Raw genomic sequence first — 17,274 nt, 5'->3', positions numbered from 1 at the left:
GAAGAGAAAGGTTTGCTAGGGCTCGATCTCGAAAACGAGTTCGACTTCGACCGGCATGCCGAGTGGTATGCTGGCGACGCCGAGGACGATACGCGGTGGGACCCGATCCGCTCCGAAGACATCGAGCAGCAGTTCCGAGGCGCCGTCGGCGACCTTCGGATGTTCACGGAAATCTCCCGGCGTAGCGATGTAGACGCCGAGCTTGGCGATGCGACGAATGAGATCCAGCGATCCGAGCTGCGCCTTGGCAGCGGCAAGACCGCTGAGGCAGGCCGTCCGCGCCGCGTCATAACCTTCGAGGACAGACAATTCCTCGCCGACGCGCCCATGATAAACCGGATCGTGTCCAACCACTGGCAACATGCCGCTGAGGAATAACAGGGTGTCGCACTGGACAGCTTCGACGTAGGCGCCGAATGGGGTGGGCGGAGGAGGCAAGGCAATGGCCAGTTCCTCCAGTCGCGCTTCTGGGCCGCGGGCTACCATTTGCCGAGATGTGCGCCGTTGTCGACGTGCAGCACCTCCCCGGTGATATTTGCGGACTCCGTCAGATAGACGACGCCGTCGACGATCTCCTGCACCGCGGTGATCGTTCCCATCGGCGACAGCGATTTCAAAAAGTCCTTCGGGTTGGACGCATGAAGCGGCGTGTCGACGACGCCTGGCGACACTGCGTTGACGCGAATATTGTCTGCCGCAAATTCCAGCGCGAGGCTTTTGGTTATCGCGTTGAGTCCACCCTTTGCGACCATCGGCAATGACGCGTTCACGCCCGCGATCGGGTGATCCGTAAGGGACGACGTGATGGTGACGATGCTTCCGCCAGACTTCTGGCGAAGCATCTGCCTGATCGCGTGATTGGTGAAAAGGATGAAGCCTTCGACGTTGGTCGCGGAGAGCTTCCGGAAATCGTCGACCGTGTATTCTAGGAAGGGCTTCGTAAAAAAGATTCCGGCGTTGTTGACGAGGGCGTCGACGGATCCGAAGCGGTCGATTGCCCGCTGCGCGACCCGTTCGGCGGTGTCGGGATCGCTGACGTCGCCGTCGACGAGTTCCAGACGGTCGGCGCGGTCGAATGGCGTCGTCTCGCTGATGCGTCTCGAGGTTCCCACGACGTTGTAGCCCTTGTCGAGGAAGGTCTGCACGATGCCGGCTCCGATCCCTTGCGAGGCACCGGTTACCACCACTGTCTTCTGCACACTCATGTATGCCTCCGTTTTGATGCAAAGAGCCATTCGCCTGCCGTGGGGGCAGGTCGGCTTGTTTCGAAATTGATGCGCTGATGCCGACCGTGCCGGGAACGAAGGCGCTTACGCCCTGCGTTCTCCGCAACCATCGCGCCGATTTCCTCGAGGCGCTATTGTACCAAGGTGTCCCCGATACTTTGGGATCGATTGGCGCGCGTAGACACCAAGGTGCAATGGACCGCAACGAGCACCGGAGATATGACGGTCAGACACAGGATACGAAATGGAGTCCGACATGACGCGCTGGCCCGACCGCCGAATCCTCGACTTATTCGGGATTGAAATCCCCATCATTCAAGCGCCCATGGCTGGCTCGACCACGAACGAGATGGTCATTGCCGCTGCACAGGCGGGCGGCCTCGGGTCGCTGCCAAGCGCGTTGTTGAGCATCGATCAGCTAAAGGCGGCTCTGACGAGCATCCGCAGCTCGACGAAGGCTCCTTTGAACGTGAACTTCTTTGCGCATCACACGCCGCCCTCCGATCCAGCCGCGCAGATGCGGTGGAGGGCGCTGCTCGCGCCATATTACGTCGAATCCGGCCTCGATCCAGCGGCGCCGGTGACGGCAGCCGGACGTGCACCGTTCGACTCCGCTTTCTGCGAGGTGGTGGAGGAGTTCAAGCCGGAGATCGTGAGCTTCCATTTCGGCCTGCCGGAGAAGTCCTTGGTGCAGCGAGTGAAGGCGACCGGCGCGAAGATCATCTCGTCGGCCACTACTGTCGCCGAGGCCGTCTGGTTAGAAGAAAACGGCGTCGACGCTGTCGTGGCAATGGGTTTTGAAGCCGGCGGTCATCGCGGAAATTTCCTGACGCATGACATGTCCACGCAGGTCGGAACGATGGCGCTGGTCCCGCAGGTCGTTGACGCGGTGAAGGTCCCCGTCATCGCGGCAGGAGGCATCGCTGACGGCCGAGGCGTGGCGGCCGCCCTGATGCTCGGTGCTTCTGCGGTTCAGATCGGAACTGCGTACCTCTTCTGCCCCAAAGCAAAGATTCCTGCCGTTCATGCGCAGGCGCTCGGTGATGCGCGCGACGACAACACCGCGATCACCAACGTCTTCACCGGCAGGCCCGCCAGAAGCGTTGTCAATCGCATCATGCGCGAGCTCGGGCCGCTCTCCGAAAGCGCTCCACCGTTTCCAACCGCCGCGGCCGCTCTCGCCGCAATCAAGGCGAAAGCGGAGGAGGCGTCCAGGAACGACTTCACGAATCTTTGGTCAGGGCAGGCGGCGAAGCTCGCACCGAGGCTGTCCGCCGGCGATCTGACCCGGCGCCTGTATCAGGATGCCCTCAAAGTCATCGAAGGACGGACGCAAGGCTGAGCCTGGGAAGTGTGTCGGATCGCGCTTCTGATACGGGGGCCGCAGTCGAGTGGCACGCGGGAGGTTGATGGGCTGGCTTCTATTTCCCAACGGTCGCTGTTGAAGAAACGAAAGGATTCGCGATGGAACGGCATTTCGTTGAAATCAGTGGAAGCGAAGCCAAGGCCGGCGACGGTAGCCCTCTCGACGCTCTGATAGAGTTTTATAGAGCCTTCAACAGCGGAGACATGGCCGGGCTGGAGTCGGTCTGGTTCGACGGGGAGGCTCCAAGCATGGACAATCCCATCGGCGGCATCCGCCGAGGGTGGCCTTCGATCTCCCAAGGCTATTCCAGGCTTTTCGAGGGCCAGGCTGAGGTCCGCGTCACCTTTCACGATTTCACGAGCCAGGGTGGCGCCGACTGGCATCTCTTCGTCGGTCGCGAGCGAGGCCAATGCAAGACGCCGCGTGAGACGATCGACGTTGCTTTCCGGACGACGCGGTGGTTTGTCCGAAAGGACGATGCCTGGCGGCTGCTCCACCATCACGGATCGGTCGAGGACCCAAAGATGCTTGCCGATTACCAACGGTTGATCTTTAGCGAACGCAAATGACCAAGGGGCAGAGCCGGCGGTTGTCGGCGCTGTCTCGTTCACGACGTGTGGCCATGGCCATAAATCGATAAAGCCGGGACCTTCGAGATTACCCGCGAACTCCGCCAGCCTGATGTGCCCTACATCACCCGCACGATTGGCTCCGTACAATCTCGGCGACCCACACTCCAATGCAGGGAAGGCCGTCTCCAGGCGGATTGGAGACGGCCTTGGCGGATCGTGGGAGGGGGATCCGCGAGCTCCAGCGGCGGGAGGAACACTGGAGCGCTTGCTGCGCAAGCTTATCGCCAACTAGGGAGGCGATAAAACATAGCCTAAGCCGTGACGGCCATTCTGGTAAGTAAACTTAGGTATTGCCCGAATATACCTGATGGCAATTTCGGCAATCACCCGAGAGATTGATAGGAAGCATCCGAGGGCTAAGGACAAACGTCTCGGGCGGTAGCACGGGTCCAATGATCTCCGTCGAAGGCAGTCGGAGAAAAATGGATCGGCGAGGACGCCTCCGACCTCTTTCGCTGACAGTTCTCGGCGTCCCGTCGGAGCCGGCGGCAAAGAGTGGTGCCCCGGCTGGATCCGTGTTTAGTGTAGCGGTGCAGCGCCAAGTTCGAGTTTGGCAGCCATGTTTACGAGCTCTGGCAACGATCGTGCACGCATCTTCCTCATCACCTGCCCGCGGTGGGCCTTGATCGTGATTTCGCTGAGGCTCAGTTCATAGGCGACCTGCTTGTTGAGTAGCCCAGCCACCACGAACTGCATGACCTGGCGCTCGCGCACCGAGAGGGACCGATAACGCCGGTCGAGTTCATTGACCTTGATGGTTGATTCAATGGCGGCCTGTATCTCTTCAAGGAGAGCAACCGTGTTCACCGGCTTCGACATGATTGTAAAGTTGAACCGAGATGCCGTCATGGTCATGCCGCGATGGTCGTGGCTCGTTAGCAGAATGACCGGGCAATGCATCGCATAAAAGCAGATGATCCGGGTGAGAGTCTGGACATCCAGATCGGGCAGATCAGCATCGAGAACGATGCACCCGAAGCTCGAAACGCGTCGGGCGGAGAGAAATTCAACTGCTGATCCGAAGATGTCAGGTCGCCAGCCGCACGACCGCAACTCGTCGGGCAGGATCTCGCCGATCTCATCATTGTTGCTCACGACGGATACGGACGGCGCGTCCGACGTCGATATCTTGTTACTTGGGAATGTCTGAGGCAGACCGCCATTGTACATGCCATTCTCCTCCGGTTCAAAGATGAATTCACGTCGAAGTGGTATCTATGCTTAGAATGCGCCGACAGCGCGAAGCTCGCCAACAAGAATGGCTATTGTCTAAGCCAATACCGCCCGTGAAGCGACTTAAGTGGGTTGAGAGAATCTGAAATATCCTGAAGTATCCGGTGCGGCGTCTCCGCCGTCATGAATCGCCGCGGCGGTTACAGATGCCGCTGAACTATTTGGCATTGGCAAGAGAGATCGGATCGCTTTGGGACAGATCGAACGGGGCCTTTTCGAATTCTGCGGCTGGGAGATGGATCTCGCAAAGCGGGAACTCAGGGCTCTCGGCGCACCCGTTCCGATCGGAAGCCGCGCATTCGACATCCTCGAGGTCCTCGTTGTGGCCGGTGGAGACGCCGTGTCGAAGGAGGATCTGATGCGCCGCGTATGGCCTGGGATCGTCGTAGAGGAGAATACACTCCAGGTCCACATATCGGCCATTCGAAAGGCTCTGGGAAAAGACCGGAATCTGCTCAAGACGATCTCCGGCCGTGGATACCGACTTCTTGGCAACTGGAAATCTGGCGCGCCATCGCTCAACGGAACGGCGCCGTCGGTGAAAACTCATTCAGCCGACGCCCGTTACGTTTCCAAGATCCCGGCGTCGATATCTGATCTTATCGGTCGTGAGAATGCCGTGGCTGAGCTTCTTACGCTCGCATCCGCTTATCGGGTCGTGACGCTGACAGGCCCTGGCGGGATCGGCAAGACGGTACTTGCATCCGAAATCGCCCGTAGTCTTTTGCCCAGCGTCGAAGGAGACGCCTTCTTCATCGAGCTGGTTTCGCTGCAGGACCCCAACCTAGTTCCGACAACCTTGGCTCAAACTCTCGACCTGCAACTTCAAGGTGACGAAATCTCGGCCCAGGTCGTCGCGCGTTGCATTGGTGGGCGAACGATGCTGCTCGTTGTCGACAACTGCGAACACGTCATCGATGCTGCGGCAGCGATGATCGAGGCACTTGTCCGCACGTGCCCAAATGTGACGGTCCTTGCGACAAGTCGAGAATTGCTGAGGATCGAGGGAGAGTTCGCTTATCGCGTCCCACCTTTGGAGGTGCCAGCTAGGGAGGAGGCGACCAGCGCTCTGGAGCACAGCGCCATCCAACTCTTCGTGGCGCGCGCTCGAGCGCTGCAACGGGATTTCGCGGACGACACGGAAAAGCTCTTGGCCATTGCCGGGATTTGTCGGCATCTCGACGGCATACCGCTGGCAATCGAATTTGCAGCGGCACGTGCTGCGACGCTGGGAATAGAGCAGATCGCCGGCCGGCTCGACGATCGTTTCGTGCTGCTCACTGGCGGGCGCCGGACGGCACTGCCTCGTCATCAGACGCTCCGCGCTACCCTGGACTGGAGCTATCAACTTCTGCCGGACGCGGAACGGGAATTGCTTTGTAGCCTGGCGACTTTTCCCGGCGGCTTTACTCTGGACGCGGCGGTAGCGGTCAGCGGCGACGGGGAAGCGGAAACGGCGCTCGTGATATCAAATCTCGTCTCAAAATCTTTGATCGCATTCGACGGTTTCGACGCTGCTCCGCGCTGGCGCCTTCTTGAGACTGTGCGGGTCTACTCGCTGGAAAAGCTGGGAGCTCGGGACGAGTTTCGGCGAACAATGTCTCGAGTTACGAAATACTTCCTCAAGCTGTTTAAACCTTTTTCGGAGGAGCGCTCCCTTCAGACGGCGCTCGACAATATCGGTCGCTATCGAAAGGAGACCGACAACGTGCGTGCGGCCTTGAGATGGGCGTTCTCGGAAAGCGGCGATGGCGTGCTCGGCGCGAAGCTTGCTGCCGCGTCAAGCGACTTTTGGACGGCAATATCGCTGGTCTCCGAAGCTGGCGACTGGGCTGAGCGCGCGCTGGAGAACATCGGGGAAGAAAACGGCTCGCGCACCGAGATGGTCTTGCGATGTGCTCTGGGATACGCGCTCATCTACACTCAGGGAATGAACAAGCGCGGAAAGGAAGTACTCACCGGCGCGCTGGCACTTGCCAGGGATCTGAACGATTACGACTATCGCCAGCGCCTAACCTGCGCCCTGTGGCTCTTCTCCGCCCGCTCGGCGGAATTGAGCGACGCTCTAGCCTATGCGCGCGAATATGAGGGGGCAGTTGAAGAACACGATGTGCGCGGACGCGCAACGGCCTCATGGCTTGTAGGCATTCCCCAGACCTATCAGGCGCTCCATCAAGAAGCCGGCGAGAGGCTTGAATGGGCGGCCACACACTATCCGCTGGTGAACCGCCGGACAGACTTGCTGCGATTGGAAGCGGACGTACGAACGTCTTCTCTGGCTCACAACACAGTGAACCTGATCGCAGGTGGCCGACTGGACGCCGCAACACTTACGGCAGAGGTCGCCATACAGGAGGCCCGAGAGACACGGCAGCCTTTCGTCCTCTGCGTCGCGCTCGCATGGTCGGCTTCCTTCGTTTCGTTAACGCTTAACGATCTGGACCGCGCGCAGGAATGGGGCGAGGAGCTTTTAGCGGAGGCATCCAAGCACTGTCTTCGACCCTTCCATGCCGCCGGCTTGTGCATCAAGGGCAGTCTCGCCTATCGAACGGGTAGCCCGGCAGAGGGTATCGAGGCTCTTCGCACCGGCCTCGTGGAACTGCGTAGTGGGGCCTACCTGTTGTTCTATCCTTTCTACCTCTGTGAGTTCGCAGCTGCGCTACAGTCAATGGGGCGTTTCAACGAGGCTTTGAACGAGGTCGCCAACGCGTTGCTGTTCTCGGAAGAGAAAGGCTACCGTTGGATGGTGCCCGAAATCCTGAGGCGGAAAGCAGAAGTGCTCAAGGCGCAAGGCTCAAGCGAGACGTCCCTGATCGAAGGTCTCTTTCAACAGGCGATGGCGGAAGCGGCGAAGCAGGGAGCACTGTATTGGGAATTGAACGCGGGCGTCAGCCTTGGTGCGTTCCGCCAGGCAAGCGTTCCGAGTGTTCTGCTTCCTGTCTATCGGCGATTCACTGAGGGCTTCAGCAGTCCGAGGCTTCTCGAGGCAAAGGCATTGATCGAGGCATCGGCTGTGTGAAGCTGCCATGGAACCGACGGACGTCGTTTTCGGTCCCTCACGACCGACGAGCAGCGCCGGCGTCTGTGGGCAGGCGCTATGACTGGTTGTCTCAGGTGGCAGGGGCCACGGGCTCCGTGGTTTTCAGCGCATCGACAATCTGCTCAGTGGTTACGATCGCGCTCGCATAGTTCGGCATATTGATCACCAGCGCCGCGTGCATCATCTCGTCGGAGTAGTCGGCGACGGCGTCCTTCACGACTGTCACGTCGTATCCAAGCTCTGCCGCGAAACGCACGGTCGCCTCGATGCAGGTGTGTGCGATCAGCCCGATGACAATGAGTTTGTGAATGCCCTGCCTCTTGAGCTGCAGATCGAGATCGGTGTTGGCAAAGCCGCTGGAGCACCAATGCTCCGAGGCGACAATCTCGCGGGACGCGGGTACAAACTCGGCCTTGAACTCTCCGCCCCAGGTCCCGTATTCAAAACTCCTACGGCTCCACGCAAGCTTTTGAATAGGCGCAATGTACTTCCAGTTCTTGTAGTCGCCTTCGCGGTACCTGTGGTGCATGGCAAAGAAGACGGGAATCTTGACCTGTCGTGCCGTACTGAGGATTTGCTCCATGTGCGGCACGCAATTGTTGGCTTCGGCGACTTCCTTGATGCGTGGCCAGATCTTGCCGCCTTCAGAGATGAAGTCGTTGTACGGGTCGACCACCAGAAGACCGGTGATGCCGCGCTCGTAGGACAGATGCATGATTATCGGCTCCTTTGGGCTTCAGGCTGCTTTCGACGGCTGTTGGCTGCGAAGCGCGTGGCGCTCGATGCTGGCTGCGAACAGTGGCGTCTCGCCCTTGTTATGGGCGATCGACATCGGCTGGCGCTGCGTGCGGAAGATCTCGAAAGGAATGCCCTGCCGGTCGAGAGAGGCGAGCATGTCCGGGGTCGCGAAGGACTGAACCCGGTTGGTAAATTCGCAGTGATATTTGTCGATTGCCTTGACGCTTAGTTCCCAGGTCACGTGAATGGCTACCCGGCCCGTCGGCGTGAACACATCAGAGTCGGAATCAAGGATCAGATGATCCTTTTCGCCGAGCGTTTCGACGTAGTGCTGCACCATCAGGCTGCCGCCGATCGTTTCGACGTTGATCGACATGCGCGTACCGTCTGGAGCGGTAGTGAAGCCAGCAGCGATATGGGCGGGCGAACAGCCCTGGTATTCCTTTTCGGGCAGCGTGAAGCACCACGTCGGGATGTCGATCTTCTCGATCGACGCGTTGATGATGGCCGTGAAGCTGGAATCGACGATCTGCTTGTCTGACATTGTCTTTCTCCTTCATCCAATGGGTGGGAATTTTGCGGCACCAGGGAACGCCGCAGACGCCGTCACATCGATTTGCGGAGCGGCTTGAAGGCGGCGCGCAGATCGGCCGTGAGAAGCATCGGCTGCTCCCAGGCTGCGAAATGGCCGCCCTTGGGAGGCCGGTTGTAGAAGATGAGCTTCGGGTATGCCTTCTCGGCCCAGCTCTGGGGAGCCTGGTAAATCTCGTCCGGGAAGGCACTGACCGCGACCGATATCTTGATGCCGCGCGGATCGAAGAAACCACCCGAAGGGAAGTGCGCGTTATCCCAGTACAGGCGGGCGGAAGAGATCGCCGTATTGGTCAGCCAGTAGAGCGTGATATTGTCGAGGATATCGTCCTTCGTCAGGCCTTCCGTTTTGCCGTCGAAGACGCGAGCGATCATGTCATAGCTGCGGATGTCATGGTCAAGCATCCATGAGGCAAGACCGATCGGTGAGTCGACGATGCCGTAAAGCGTCTGCGGGCGGTTGTTCATCTCGATGGCGTAGCCAAGACCATTCTTGTAGAAATCGTCGAGCTGGTCCCACGCGCGCTTTTCATCAGGCGTGAGGTTGGCAGGCGGCGTGCCGGCTGACAGCGCCTTGGATATGTCGGCGGGAACGGTTGCTGCCATGTTGGTATGGATGCCGAGCAATCCCGGAGGCTCTTGCACAGCCATCAGCTCGGTAACGGCGTTGCCCCAGTCGCCGCCCTGCGCGACGTATTTTGGGTAGCCGAGGCGCTGCATCAGTACAGCCCATGCCTTGGCAATGCGGGGAGGGTTCCATCCGGGCTCTGTCGGTTTGCCGGAGAAGCCGTAACCCGGAAGCGATGGGATGACGACGTGGAAGGCGTCGTCGGCGCTGCCGCCGTGCGCGGTCGGATCGGTCAGGGGCTCGATGATTTTTAGCTGTTCGATGATGGAACCGGGCCATCCATGGGTGACAAGGATCGGCAGGGCATTTGCGTGCTTAGATTTCACATGGATGAAGTGAAAGTCCAACCCGTCGATCTTCGTGGTGAACTGCGGGTAGGAGTTCAGTTTCGTTTCGATTTTGCGCCAGTCGTAGTGCTTGGCCCAGTGGTCGGCGAGCTTCCTGATGGTAGCGAGCTGGACGCCCTGCGAGTGATCCTCGACCGTTTCCCGGTCAGGCCACCTGGTCGCCGCGACCCGCTGGGCAAGATCGGATAGCTCCGCATCCTTAGCCGAGAATCGAAATGGTTTGATCGCGTTTGGATCGCCACTCGCGGCAAACGCTTCAGGAAGCACGCCCAATGCACTGATTGATGCTGCCACTGCGAGAAGTGTACGGCGCGAAACCGCCGGTTGGTTATGGGACATGAGAGCCTCCTGGAGTTAGTTTGCTGGCGAGTAACAAGTCACCAAAGAGGAAATGCAGCCATTGAACTAAGGTATCGGCGACACCTTCGTATAGTGGAATCGAGAGCACGTTTGGATGTTCGTATTCAGCTCTGTCCGCTATGGTTCCGATCGATGCAGCCAACCTGAGAACATCGTCGCTCCGGTTTGGCCATTGGCTAGTGGATCGCGGTTACCGTCGTCTGGCTTCGCTTCAGGTACTGCGCGAACGAGGGTTTTCAGCGCACGGTGTTACCCAATACCAAGGTGTTGCCAATACCAACGTGCAAGTGCGCTTCCTGGCAATCGTCGGCATACTTTCCTAATGCAGCCGGTTTCGCTGCGTAACGGCAAAGGAAGGAGCCGACAGATGAAGATCCTGATGGTTTTCACATCGCATGACATACTCGGAAGCACCGGCCGCAAGACGGGCTTCTGGCTCGAGGAAGGCGCAGCACCATATTACGTCTTTCGCGACGCCGGCATTGATCTGACGCTCGCCTCGCCGAAGGGCGGTCAACCGCCAGTCGACCCGAAGAGCGATCTGCCCGAAAACCAGACCGCCGCGATGGCTCGCTTCAAGAAAGATCCGGACGCGCAGCAGGTGTTCGCGACGACGAAAAAGCTGAAGGATATGCGGTCGGACGATTTCGACGCGGTCTTCTATCCTGGCGGCCACGGGCCGATGTGGGATCTTGCCGAGGATCCGGACTCAATCACCTTGATCGAATCCTTCTATAACGCCGGAAAGCCTGTCGCGGCGGTGTGCCACGCGCCTGGCGTCTTGCATCGCGTGACCTACAAGGGGGAGCCGATCGTCAAGGGAAAGCGCGTCACAGGGTTCACCAACACCGAGGAGGAGGAGGTTCAACTGACCAACGTCGTGCCATTCCTTGTTGAGGATGAACTGAAACGGCTCGGCGGACTTTTCGAGAAGAAAGACAACTGGCAACCCTTTGCCATCACCGACGGTCGGCTCATCACCGGCCAGAACCCTGCCTCGTCCACCTCAGGTGCGCAGGCCCTCGTCAAGCTTCTGAAAGGCGCAACGGAGCAGACAAGTTCCACGGCTGCGTAACTGGCCATGCGAACTGCGTAACGACAAATCTGCGGTCGCAATTCCAGCCGTTGTGACCGCTCGCAGCCCTGCGCCTTGCCTCGGCGTCGCCAGCCGGCAAATTCATTAGCTCCGCTACGGCTGCCAGGCCTCAGTTCCTCACGCCGAAGGATTACACGCTGATCATGATCGACTATCAGTCGCAGATGGCTTTTGCGACGAAGAGCATCGATGCCGTCAATCTTCGGAACAACGCAGATCTCGTCGCCCATGGAGCCAAGGGTTTCGGCGTTTCCACCAGTCTGACCACCATGGCTTATGATTGTCCGAAGCAAGTTCTCCGTCTTTGAACCTCGACGTTGAGCGAGGGAACTTTAATGCAGGCAGGCAGTTCTGGTGGCGCAAATCGATATCTAACGGCGATATCCGCGAAATGTTGTGGCTGGTCTCAGCCGCGCCTCAACCTCGATACGAGCAAGCCCACATCGAAATGTTTCAGTTAAAGTAGCAGGCATCACTCGCCTGTCCCATTATGAAGATCAGTCGATGATGTATGCGAGTAGGGAGATCACCGATGGTCATTTCGTGGGTTGAAGTGAAAGATCGGATGCAGCAGGGTTATCGATATCCTCTGACCGCGCCCACGGGCCAAGACTTCCACCAGGGCTTTGCACCGGAACTGACACCTGCGGAGATGCTAAGGCTAGGTGTATTCGGGGGCAAATACATGACCGATTGCGCGGACGAATTCCCCAAAGAATGGTTCGCCGCGGCCAAGATTTCATCCTGGTATGATCCGAGTTTGAATTTTTTCGGCGTGGGTGCCAGCCAACCACTTAGCGTCTGGCGAGCCAAAGGCTGGATATATCCGGACGATCCCCGCGGGTGGTTTCAATGGTACTGCCGCTATTTCCTAGGCCGCAGGTTACCCGGCGAGGATGAACGCCAGATTGGGCGTTGGAAGTCTATGAAGCGACATGCATCGCAGCTACGGCGCCACTGCGAGCCCCACGACTGGTTCTGCCGTCCTCGGCAGCGACAGGCACTACTTCAGTGGGCTTATGATAGCCGAGCCCTATGAACGCGCCCGATCCTGCGCCGAGGACGTGGCTGCGACCTTACCGAAAGCTGGCTGGCCTTTCGGCACTGCGGCGGCGAGAGGACATGACCTCCGTTAGTCAGCAACCACCATTTCGCTGATATCGGGGGAGCGCCATCTTCTCGCCGTATCCGCCTCGGCTGCCAGAACTGCATGAACAATGCGAGCGCGCCGCGCCCATGGCGCGAGCGGTGCCACGATGTCAGTACACTCGCCCTTGAGGAAATAGGGTGGGATTACCAGAATGCTCGCGCGACCCGGTGTCTTCGGCGTCAGGAAGCAGGTGCTGACGCTGTTGCATGTCGGCCCTTCTCAGAAGCAGGAAGACAAGGGGCAGCATGCCGAGGTCCATACCGCCCATCTTCCGCCCGATTGTCGGCGCTGTAGTCTGGCTCATAGAACATAACGGTAGCAGCGCACGGATCTTGCTTTAATGTTTCGAGGACACCCGATGGCCCTGAGAACACTGACACTCTTCGCGGGTGCGCTCGCCGGTCTAGTTCTGTTTGCCGCGTTGGAAGGCAAGGTTAGGGCCGAGCCGCAGCCGGCGCTTGCCGAGCAGGCCAGCCCGAAAAATGCCTACGCGGTTCCTGTGCGCCGGGCTGTCCATATTTCTCGGCAGGGAGCCAGTTCGTTCTCGACACTGTTTGAGACTGTGGGAGGTAATCAATCAAGGGTACTGCGCGAGATGAGCGGCGTCTCGATCGTGATGAACAACGATATAGCGGACGCAGTTGAGGCCTATTACGGCAATCCGAAAGCAAAACTTATCTGGGTCGATGGCAGAGGTCCCACCGCCAAGGCAGTGCAGGCGATGAACCTGTTGAAGCAGGCGGGTGATTGGGGCCTGAGCACCAGTGACTATGCGGTCGCCACGACGTTTGAGACGGTTCCGCGGGGCTCGCCCGAATACGCGAATTCTTTGGCCCTATTTGAAGCGTCGCTGTCCGGCGAGTTCTTGATGTTTCTGCAGGATAACTACCGCGGGCGGATCGATCCCAACCAGCTCTCCAACTACTATGACTTCAAGCGGAAGCAGGTTGATCTGAAGGCGGCCATCGACCAATTGTCTGCCCATCCGGATCTGATGCCGGTCGTCGACCGGCTTATGCCGAGCAATCCGAAGTTCGCCCAGCTTGCAGCGGAACTTCATTGGCTGCGATCGTCGGGTCAGGGAGGCGATAGCGCCGCCAACATTGATAAGGTCATTGTTGCGATGGAGGAAATCCGTTGGCTGCCTCAGGAGTTTCCTGATCGCTATGTCTTCATCAATCAACCAGCTTACATGGCGTATTACTATGAGCAGGGTCAGTTGGCACTTTCGATGAAGGCCGTAATCGGGCAACAGGATCATCAGACGAACTTCTTCGATGCTTCGATCAAGACTGTTCAGTTCAATCCCGACTGGGGCGTGCCGCAATCGATCATTCGCAACGAGATGCTACCGCATCTGAAGCGCGACCCCGCATATCTCGACAGGGAAGGTTACAAGGTTTCTGTAAATGGAAAGCCGATGTCCTCCGCGAAGGTCGATTGGGCCCAGCCTCTCGAGAACATCTCCGTTGTTCAGCCGCCGGGGCCGGACAATGCACTCGGACAGCTAAAGATACTGTTCCCGAACCCTCACGACATATACATGCACGATACTCCGGCGCGCGGAAAGTTCGCCGCGCAGGATCGAATGTTCAGTCACGGATGCGTACGGTTGGAAAACCCACGCGCAATGGCGGCTGCGGTTCTGAAAACATCCGTTGAATTTGTTGCACAACAGATAGCCGATGGGGAAAAGAAGGAGATGCCGGCACCGGAAGAAGTTCCGGTATATGTCTCATACTTTACAGCATGGCCAACTGCAGACGGCGTCGTGCACTATTTCGATGACATTTACGGTCGTGATGCAGAGACGCTCGCCGCGATATCGATGACGACCTCAAGCCGCAATCAATCCTGAGCGCCCAAACAACGCAGGGCGTCTACGACATCTTCAAGTCAGCCGCGCAAGACTTCGTTGGCTGCCCGGATACCACTTTCCCAGGCACCATGCGCCGTTGAGAAATCCGAGATGTGGGTGGCCTCGCCCGCAAAGAACAGTCGATCATCGACTGGGCGCGCCAATATGTTGCGGGCATCGGAGTGATATGGGAGCGCATGACTGTAGGAACCGCGTATCCAATCGGTACGACACCACGAAGTCGCGGCCAGTGGCCGCAGATGCCGTCGTATGCCGCTACCCAGCAGGGACGACAACTGTTCAATCGCGAAAGCGAACGCATCCAGCAGCCCCGCACGCTCAATGACCAGGGCACCTGCGCCTCCGAAGAAGCCCTCGATAATCGGTCGGCCAAGCGGACGGATATAGTAGCTGCCAGTTTCGGCGTTGCGGGGATCGCCGAGAAGATGGGTCTCGGGCTCGAGGCCATGGTTCCCGTGCAGTTCGAGGAATAGCTTGTCTGCCAGGCCAAGCGGCAATTGGCTTGATGCGTGAAGATGATCGTCAACTGCCGCATCGAACGCGATCATACCGTTGGCAAGGACGTTGGTCGACGACGTAATCACAGCCTTCTGGGCGCTGATCGCACCGCGGTCGGTCTCCAGCTGGACTCCACGATCGGACAGCGCGATACGGCGCACAGGTGTCGAGGGTCGCAATGCAACATCAGGAATGCTCGAAGAAATCAGAGTGCCGTAGCCTTCGTGAACCCGCCAATTGGCATCTGATGCGGCATTGTCGTATGCAAGGAAGTCTTTGATCGACAGCCGCTCGAGCGGTGTCCCATTCATGTATCCGCTTGTCGCGTCGCAATAGGCATTCCATTCCGCGTTTGCCGGCAGCGCATCGGAAGCACGGTCGCTTGGTTGGCGATCGCTGCGAATGCGGGTTTGGAATGCGTCCCACGCTGCTTCCGCCGCCTTCTGATCTTCCGGCGTGAAGCCCAAATCGCGCCACTGCCGTCGCCATGCCGTCGGGCCGCTTTCGATGGTAAGCCCGGCAGCACGAGCCATTTCGACGAGTGGATTGCGTTCGGCCGAATGAAGCCAACCACAACCCATGTCGAGCGGCATTCCGCTGATCTCAATTGTCCAGGCGCGACCGCCGATGCGGTCACTCGCTTCCAGGAGGATGACCGAGGAGCCGGCGCTGGACAGGGTCCGTGCCGCCGCAATTCCAGCAGCGCCGGCACCGACAATCGCTACGTCGTAATCCATGGTCGCCGCTCCGCCTTGAGGCGCTCGTCGCTCGTCTTTGACTGGTTCTACTACCGGGTTCTACAAGGGAATCGATCCCTCTTCAACGCGCGCTAAAGACTGCTACTATTCGGGGCATGACATTCTTCGAAACACTCGTTGCACTGCTTGCTGTCGCAATCCTGCTATTGCAGGTAACCAGACGAATGCGGCTGCCGTATCCCGGCATCCTCGCCGCAGCCGGCGTTGCCGTCGCGGTGTTGCCGGGTGCGCCAGATATACCCATCGACCCTCCAACCGCCCTTGCATTGTTCATCGCCCCCGTACTTGTCGATTCCGCCTACGACTTCCCGCTCGGCGCGGCGCGGCGCATGCTGGTGCCGCTGTTCGTCTACGCGGTTGTGGCAGTGCTGTTCACGGTTGGAGTCGTGGTGTCGATCAGTGCACTTACCGTCGGGTTGCCCATCGCGGTGGCAGTGACGCTCGGTGCGATCGTCGCACCGCCGGATGCAGCTGCGGCCACCGCGGTCCTGTCCAATCTGCCGGTCGACCGCCGGGTCGACGCACTTCTCAAAGGCGAAAGCCTGTTCAACGATGCTACGGCGCTGCTGCTGTTCAGCGCGGCTTTGACCATCCAGGCGAGGGGTGGGTTCGATACTGAAACCGTAGCGCGGATGGCTTTTGCGGCGCCGGGCGGAGTTTTGTTCGGAATTGCCTTCGGGTTTCTGGTTTCACGACTTCGTCCCGTCACCGACAATACGGTTGGCGGCACGCTGCTTCAGTTCGTCTATGCATTCGCGACGTGGCTGATTGCCGAGCGTCTGCACCTCTCTGCCGTGCTGGCAACAGTGGCAAGTGCGATGACACTCGCTACCCTTGCCAAGGTCGATGATCCTCCGCGCATGCGGGTCCACTCGTTTGCCGTCTGGACGACCGTGGTCTTCTTGTTGAACGTGGTTGCCTTTCTGCTGATGGGACTGCAGGCCCGCCGCATTGTTGGCGCCATGTCGGCGGCCGAGCTGGAGAGGGCGATCGGGTTCGCTGCGATCGTCGTCGTAGGCGTTATTGCGTCGCGCTTGGCGATTGCATTCTTTTTTCACGCGGTTGTTGGCTATCGGCATCGGCGCGGTCATGAACTCGCACCCTTTGAACATGGTGAAACGCTGCTGGTTGGGTGGTCGGGTATGCGCGGACTGGTTACCCTTGCCACCGCGTTCGTGTTGCCCGCGGACTTCCCCGAACGAGACCTCGTGGTTTTGACGGCCTTCTCGGTCGTGCTCGCAACACTGGTCATCCAGGGCGCAACTCTCGCGCCCATGATCCGCCTCCTGAAGCTCGGGAGGGAGGACAAGTCGAGGCAGGAAATCCACATGGCACGCAAGTCTCTTGCCCAGGCTGCCCTTGGCCGCCTTGAAGGCGAGAAGGGCCCGGAGGTCGAGGCCATCAGACTAGCCTATCGAGAAATCTGCGAGAGTGGCCCTGGGTCTTTGCCAGCACGCCGTCGTGATCTGGCCCTTGCCGCTGTACTGGCGCAACGCAAACGCCTCGACGAACTGCGCGACGCGGATCGTGTCGGTCCTAGCCAGTATCTTGAACTGCAGGAGGATCTCGACTGGAAGCAGCTTGCCGTGGCTTTGGACGAGGAGCGGCGAATTACCGAGAGTTAGGTGCGCACCAAGAGCGGCTCGCGCCTGGATGAACTCCATTTCCTGGTCCTGATGAAGGACAAGATCCTCGAAATTCAGAGAGTTCTCAGGAGGGTCGAGGTTGGATC

The 17,274-nt window shown here is 59.1% G+C and carries 14 protein-coding genes and 1 pseudogene; 8 read left to right on the top strand and 7 right to left on the bottom strand.

Features of this window, described 5'->3' with window-relative positions; all coding sequences use genetic code 11:
• Positions 1-15 precede the first annotated feature (15 nt).
• Complete coding sequence (locus tag AC1DE4_RS22720; protein WP_018855082.1) at positions 16-486, bottom strand: RidA family protein; 471 nt, start codon at positions 484-486, stop codon at positions 16-18.
• Positions 480-1,205: an SDR family NAD(P)-dependent oxidoreductase gene (locus AC1DE4_RS22715; RefSeq protein WP_169684018.1), complete on the bottom strand. Its 726-nt coding sequence runs from the start codon at positions 1,203-1,205 to the stop codon at positions 480-482. The genes AC1DE4_RS22720 and AC1DE4_RS22715 overlap by 7 nt, the downstream gene beginning before the upstream one ends.
• 277 nt (positions 1,206-1,482) lie before the next feature.
• On the opposite strand from AC1DE4_RS22715, the gene AC1DE4_RS22710 reads away from it, so the two are divergent.
• Both AC1DE4_RS22710 and AC1DE4_RS22705 read left to right on the top strand, forming a co-directional pair.
• Positions 1,483-2,568 carry an NAD(P)H-dependent flavin oxidoreductase gene (locus AC1DE4_RS22710; protein ID WP_025658975.1) on the top strand — a complete coding sequence of 362 codons (1,086 nt, stop codon included), beginning with the start codon at positions 1,483-1,485 and terminating at the stop codon, positions 2,566-2,568.
• A 122-nt stretch (positions 2,569-2,690) separates the two neighbouring features.
• Positions 2,691-3,161 (top strand): YybH family protein, encoded by a 471-nt coding sequence (locus tag AC1DE4_RS22705; RefSeq protein ID WP_192242044.1) that lies wholly within the window; start codon positions 2,691-2,693, stop codon positions 3,159-3,161.
• A gap of 582 nt (positions 3,162-3,743) precedes the next feature.
• On the opposite strand, the gene AC1DE4_RS22700 is transcribed toward AC1DE4_RS22705, so the two are convergent.
• The gene (locus tag AC1DE4_RS22700) at positions 3,744-4,394 is read right to left on the bottom strand and encodes a response regulator transcription factor (RefSeq protein ID WP_025658973.1); all 651 of its coding nucleotides are present in this window, start codon (positions 4,392-4,394) and stop codon (positions 3,744-3,746) included.
• Between the two features lie 253 nt (positions 4,395-4,647).
• Between AC1DE4_RS22700 and AC1DE4_RS22695 the strand changes: the two genes are divergently transcribed.
• A complete protein-coding gene (locus AC1DE4_RS22695; protein WP_169684021.1) occupies positions 4,648-7,476 on the top strand; it encodes an ATP-binding protein in 2,829 nt (942 codons plus the stop codon).
• Between the two features lie 91 nt (positions 7,477-7,567).
• On the opposite strand, the gene AC1DE4_RS22690 is transcribed toward AC1DE4_RS22695, so the two are convergent.
• From AC1DE4_RS22690 to AC1DE4_RS22680, 3 genes are all read right to left on the bottom strand, one after another.
• Positions 7,568-8,212 (bottom strand): cysteine hydrolase family protein, encoded by a 645-nt coding sequence (locus AC1DE4_RS22690; protein ID WP_210258417.1) that lies wholly within the window; start codon positions 8,210-8,212, stop codon positions 7,568-7,570.
• Between the two features lie 21 nt (positions 8,213-8,233).
• Positions 8,234-8,779: a hypothetical protein gene (locus AC1DE4_RS22685; RefSeq protein ID WP_169684022.1), complete on the bottom strand. Its 546-nt coding sequence runs from the start codon at positions 8,777-8,779 to the stop codon at positions 8,234-8,236.
• Between the two features lie 62 nt (positions 8,780-8,841).
• The gene (locus AC1DE4_RS22680) at positions 8,842-10,140 is read right to left on the bottom strand and encodes an epoxide hydrolase family protein (protein ID WP_477883226.1); all 1,299 of its coding nucleotides are present in this window, start codon (positions 10,138-10,140) and stop codon (positions 8,842-8,844) included.
• A gap of 388 nt (positions 10,141-10,528) precedes the next feature.
• Here AC1DE4_RS22680 and AC1DE4_RS22675 point away from each other — a divergent pair, with 388 nt between their 5' ends.
• The 4 genes and pseudogenes from AC1DE4_RS22675 (at position 10,529) to AC1DE4_RS22660 (ending at position 14,265) form a co-directional block, all read left to right on the top strand.
• A complete protein-coding gene (locus AC1DE4_RS22675) occupies positions 10,529-11,236 on the top strand; it encodes a type 1 glutamine amidotransferase domain-containing protein (RefSeq protein ID WP_018855073.1) in 708 nt (235 codons plus the stop codon).
• Between the two features lie 164 nt (positions 11,237-11,400).
• Positions 11,401-11,532: pseudogene (locus AC1DE4_RS22670) on the top strand (hydrolase); the annotation flags it as partial.
• Positions 11,533-11,789: 257 nt separating this feature from the next.
• Positions 11,790-12,296, top strand: a complete 507-nt coding sequence (locus AC1DE4_RS22665) for a hypothetical protein (RefSeq protein WP_018855071.1) — start codon at positions 11,790-11,792, stop codon at positions 12,294-12,296.
• Between the two features lie 469 nt (positions 12,297-12,765).
• Positions 12,766-14,265 carry a L,D-transpeptidase family protein gene (locus AC1DE4_RS22660; protein ID WP_477883224.1) on the top strand — a complete coding sequence of 500 codons (1,500 nt, stop codon included), beginning with the start codon at positions 12,766-12,768 and terminating at the stop codon, positions 14,263-14,265.
• A 38-nt stretch (positions 14,266-14,303) separates the two neighbouring features.
• Here AC1DE4_RS22660 and AC1DE4_RS22655 read toward each other — a convergent pair whose 3' ends face one another.
• Positions 14,304-15,521: a flavin monoamine oxidase family protein gene (locus tag AC1DE4_RS22655; RefSeq protein WP_477883222.1), complete on the bottom strand. Its 1,218-nt coding sequence runs from the start codon at positions 15,519-15,521 to the stop codon at positions 14,304-14,306.
• Between the two features lie 116 nt (positions 15,522-15,637).
• Between AC1DE4_RS22655 and AC1DE4_RS22650 the strand changes: the two genes are divergently transcribed.
• The gene (locus tag AC1DE4_RS22650; RefSeq protein ID WP_169684029.1) at positions 15,638-17,167 is read left to right on the top strand and encodes a cation:proton antiporter; all 1,530 of its coding nucleotides are present in this window, start codon (positions 15,638-15,640) and stop codon (positions 17,165-17,167) included.
• Positions 17,168-17,274 lie beyond the last annotated feature (107 nt).

The sequence above is a fragment of the Rhizobium sp. 10N414 genome, assembly GCF_056394785.1.
Note: the sequence above shows the minus strand (reverse complement) of the source record. Positions and strands in the feature narration are given on the sequence as shown.

Coding starts and splice junctions, on each gene's coding strand:
- AC1DE4_RS22715 (WP_169684018.1), bottom strand. CDS start 1,205: ATGAGTGTGCAGAAGACAGTGGTGGTAACCGGTGCCTCGCAAGGGATC.
- AC1DE4_RS22660 (WP_477883224.1), top strand. CDS start 12,766: ATGGCCCTGAGAACACTGACACTCTTCGCGGGTGCGCTCGCCGGTCTA.
- AC1DE4_RS22690 (WP_210258417.1), bottom strand. CDS start 8,212: ATGCATCTGTCCTACGAGCGCGGCATCACCGGTCTTCTGGTGGTCGAC.
- AC1DE4_RS22680 (WP_477883226.1), bottom strand. CDS start 10,140: ATGTCCCATAACCAACCGGCGGTTTCGCGCCGTACACTTCTCGCAGTG.
- AC1DE4_RS22665 (WP_018855071.1), top strand. CDS start 11,790: ATGGTCATTTCGTGGGTTGAAGTGAAAGATCGGATGCAGCAGGGTTAT.
- AC1DE4_RS22655 (WP_477883222.1), bottom strand. CDS start 15,521: ATGGATTACGACGTAGCGATTGTCGGTGCCGGCGCTGCTGGAATTGCG.
- AC1DE4_RS22650 (WP_169684029.1), top strand. CDS start 15,638: ATGACATTCTTCGAAACACTCGTTGCACTGCTTGCTGTCGCAATCCTG.
- AC1DE4_RS22685 (WP_169684022.1), bottom strand. CDS start 8,779: ATGTCAGACAAGCAGATCGTCGATTCCAGCTTCACGGCCATCATCAAC.
- AC1DE4_RS22710 (WP_025658975.1), top strand. CDS start 1,483: ATGACGCGCTGGCCCGACCGCCGAATCCTCGACTTATTCGGGATTGAA.
- AC1DE4_RS22700 (WP_025658973.1), bottom strand. CDS start 4,394: ATGTACAATGGCGGTCTGCCTCAGACATTCCCAAGTAACAAGATATCG.
- AC1DE4_RS22720 (WP_018855082.1), bottom strand. CDS start 486: ATGGTAGCCCGCGGCCCAGAAGCGCGACTGGAGGAACTGGCCATTGCC.
- AC1DE4_RS22675 (WP_018855073.1), top strand. CDS start 10,529: ATGAAGATCCTGATGGTTTTCACATCGCATGACATACTCGGAAGCACC.
- AC1DE4_RS22705 (WP_192242044.1), top strand. CDS start 2,691: ATGGAACGGCATTTCGTTGAAATCAGTGGAAGCGAAGCCAAGGCCGGC.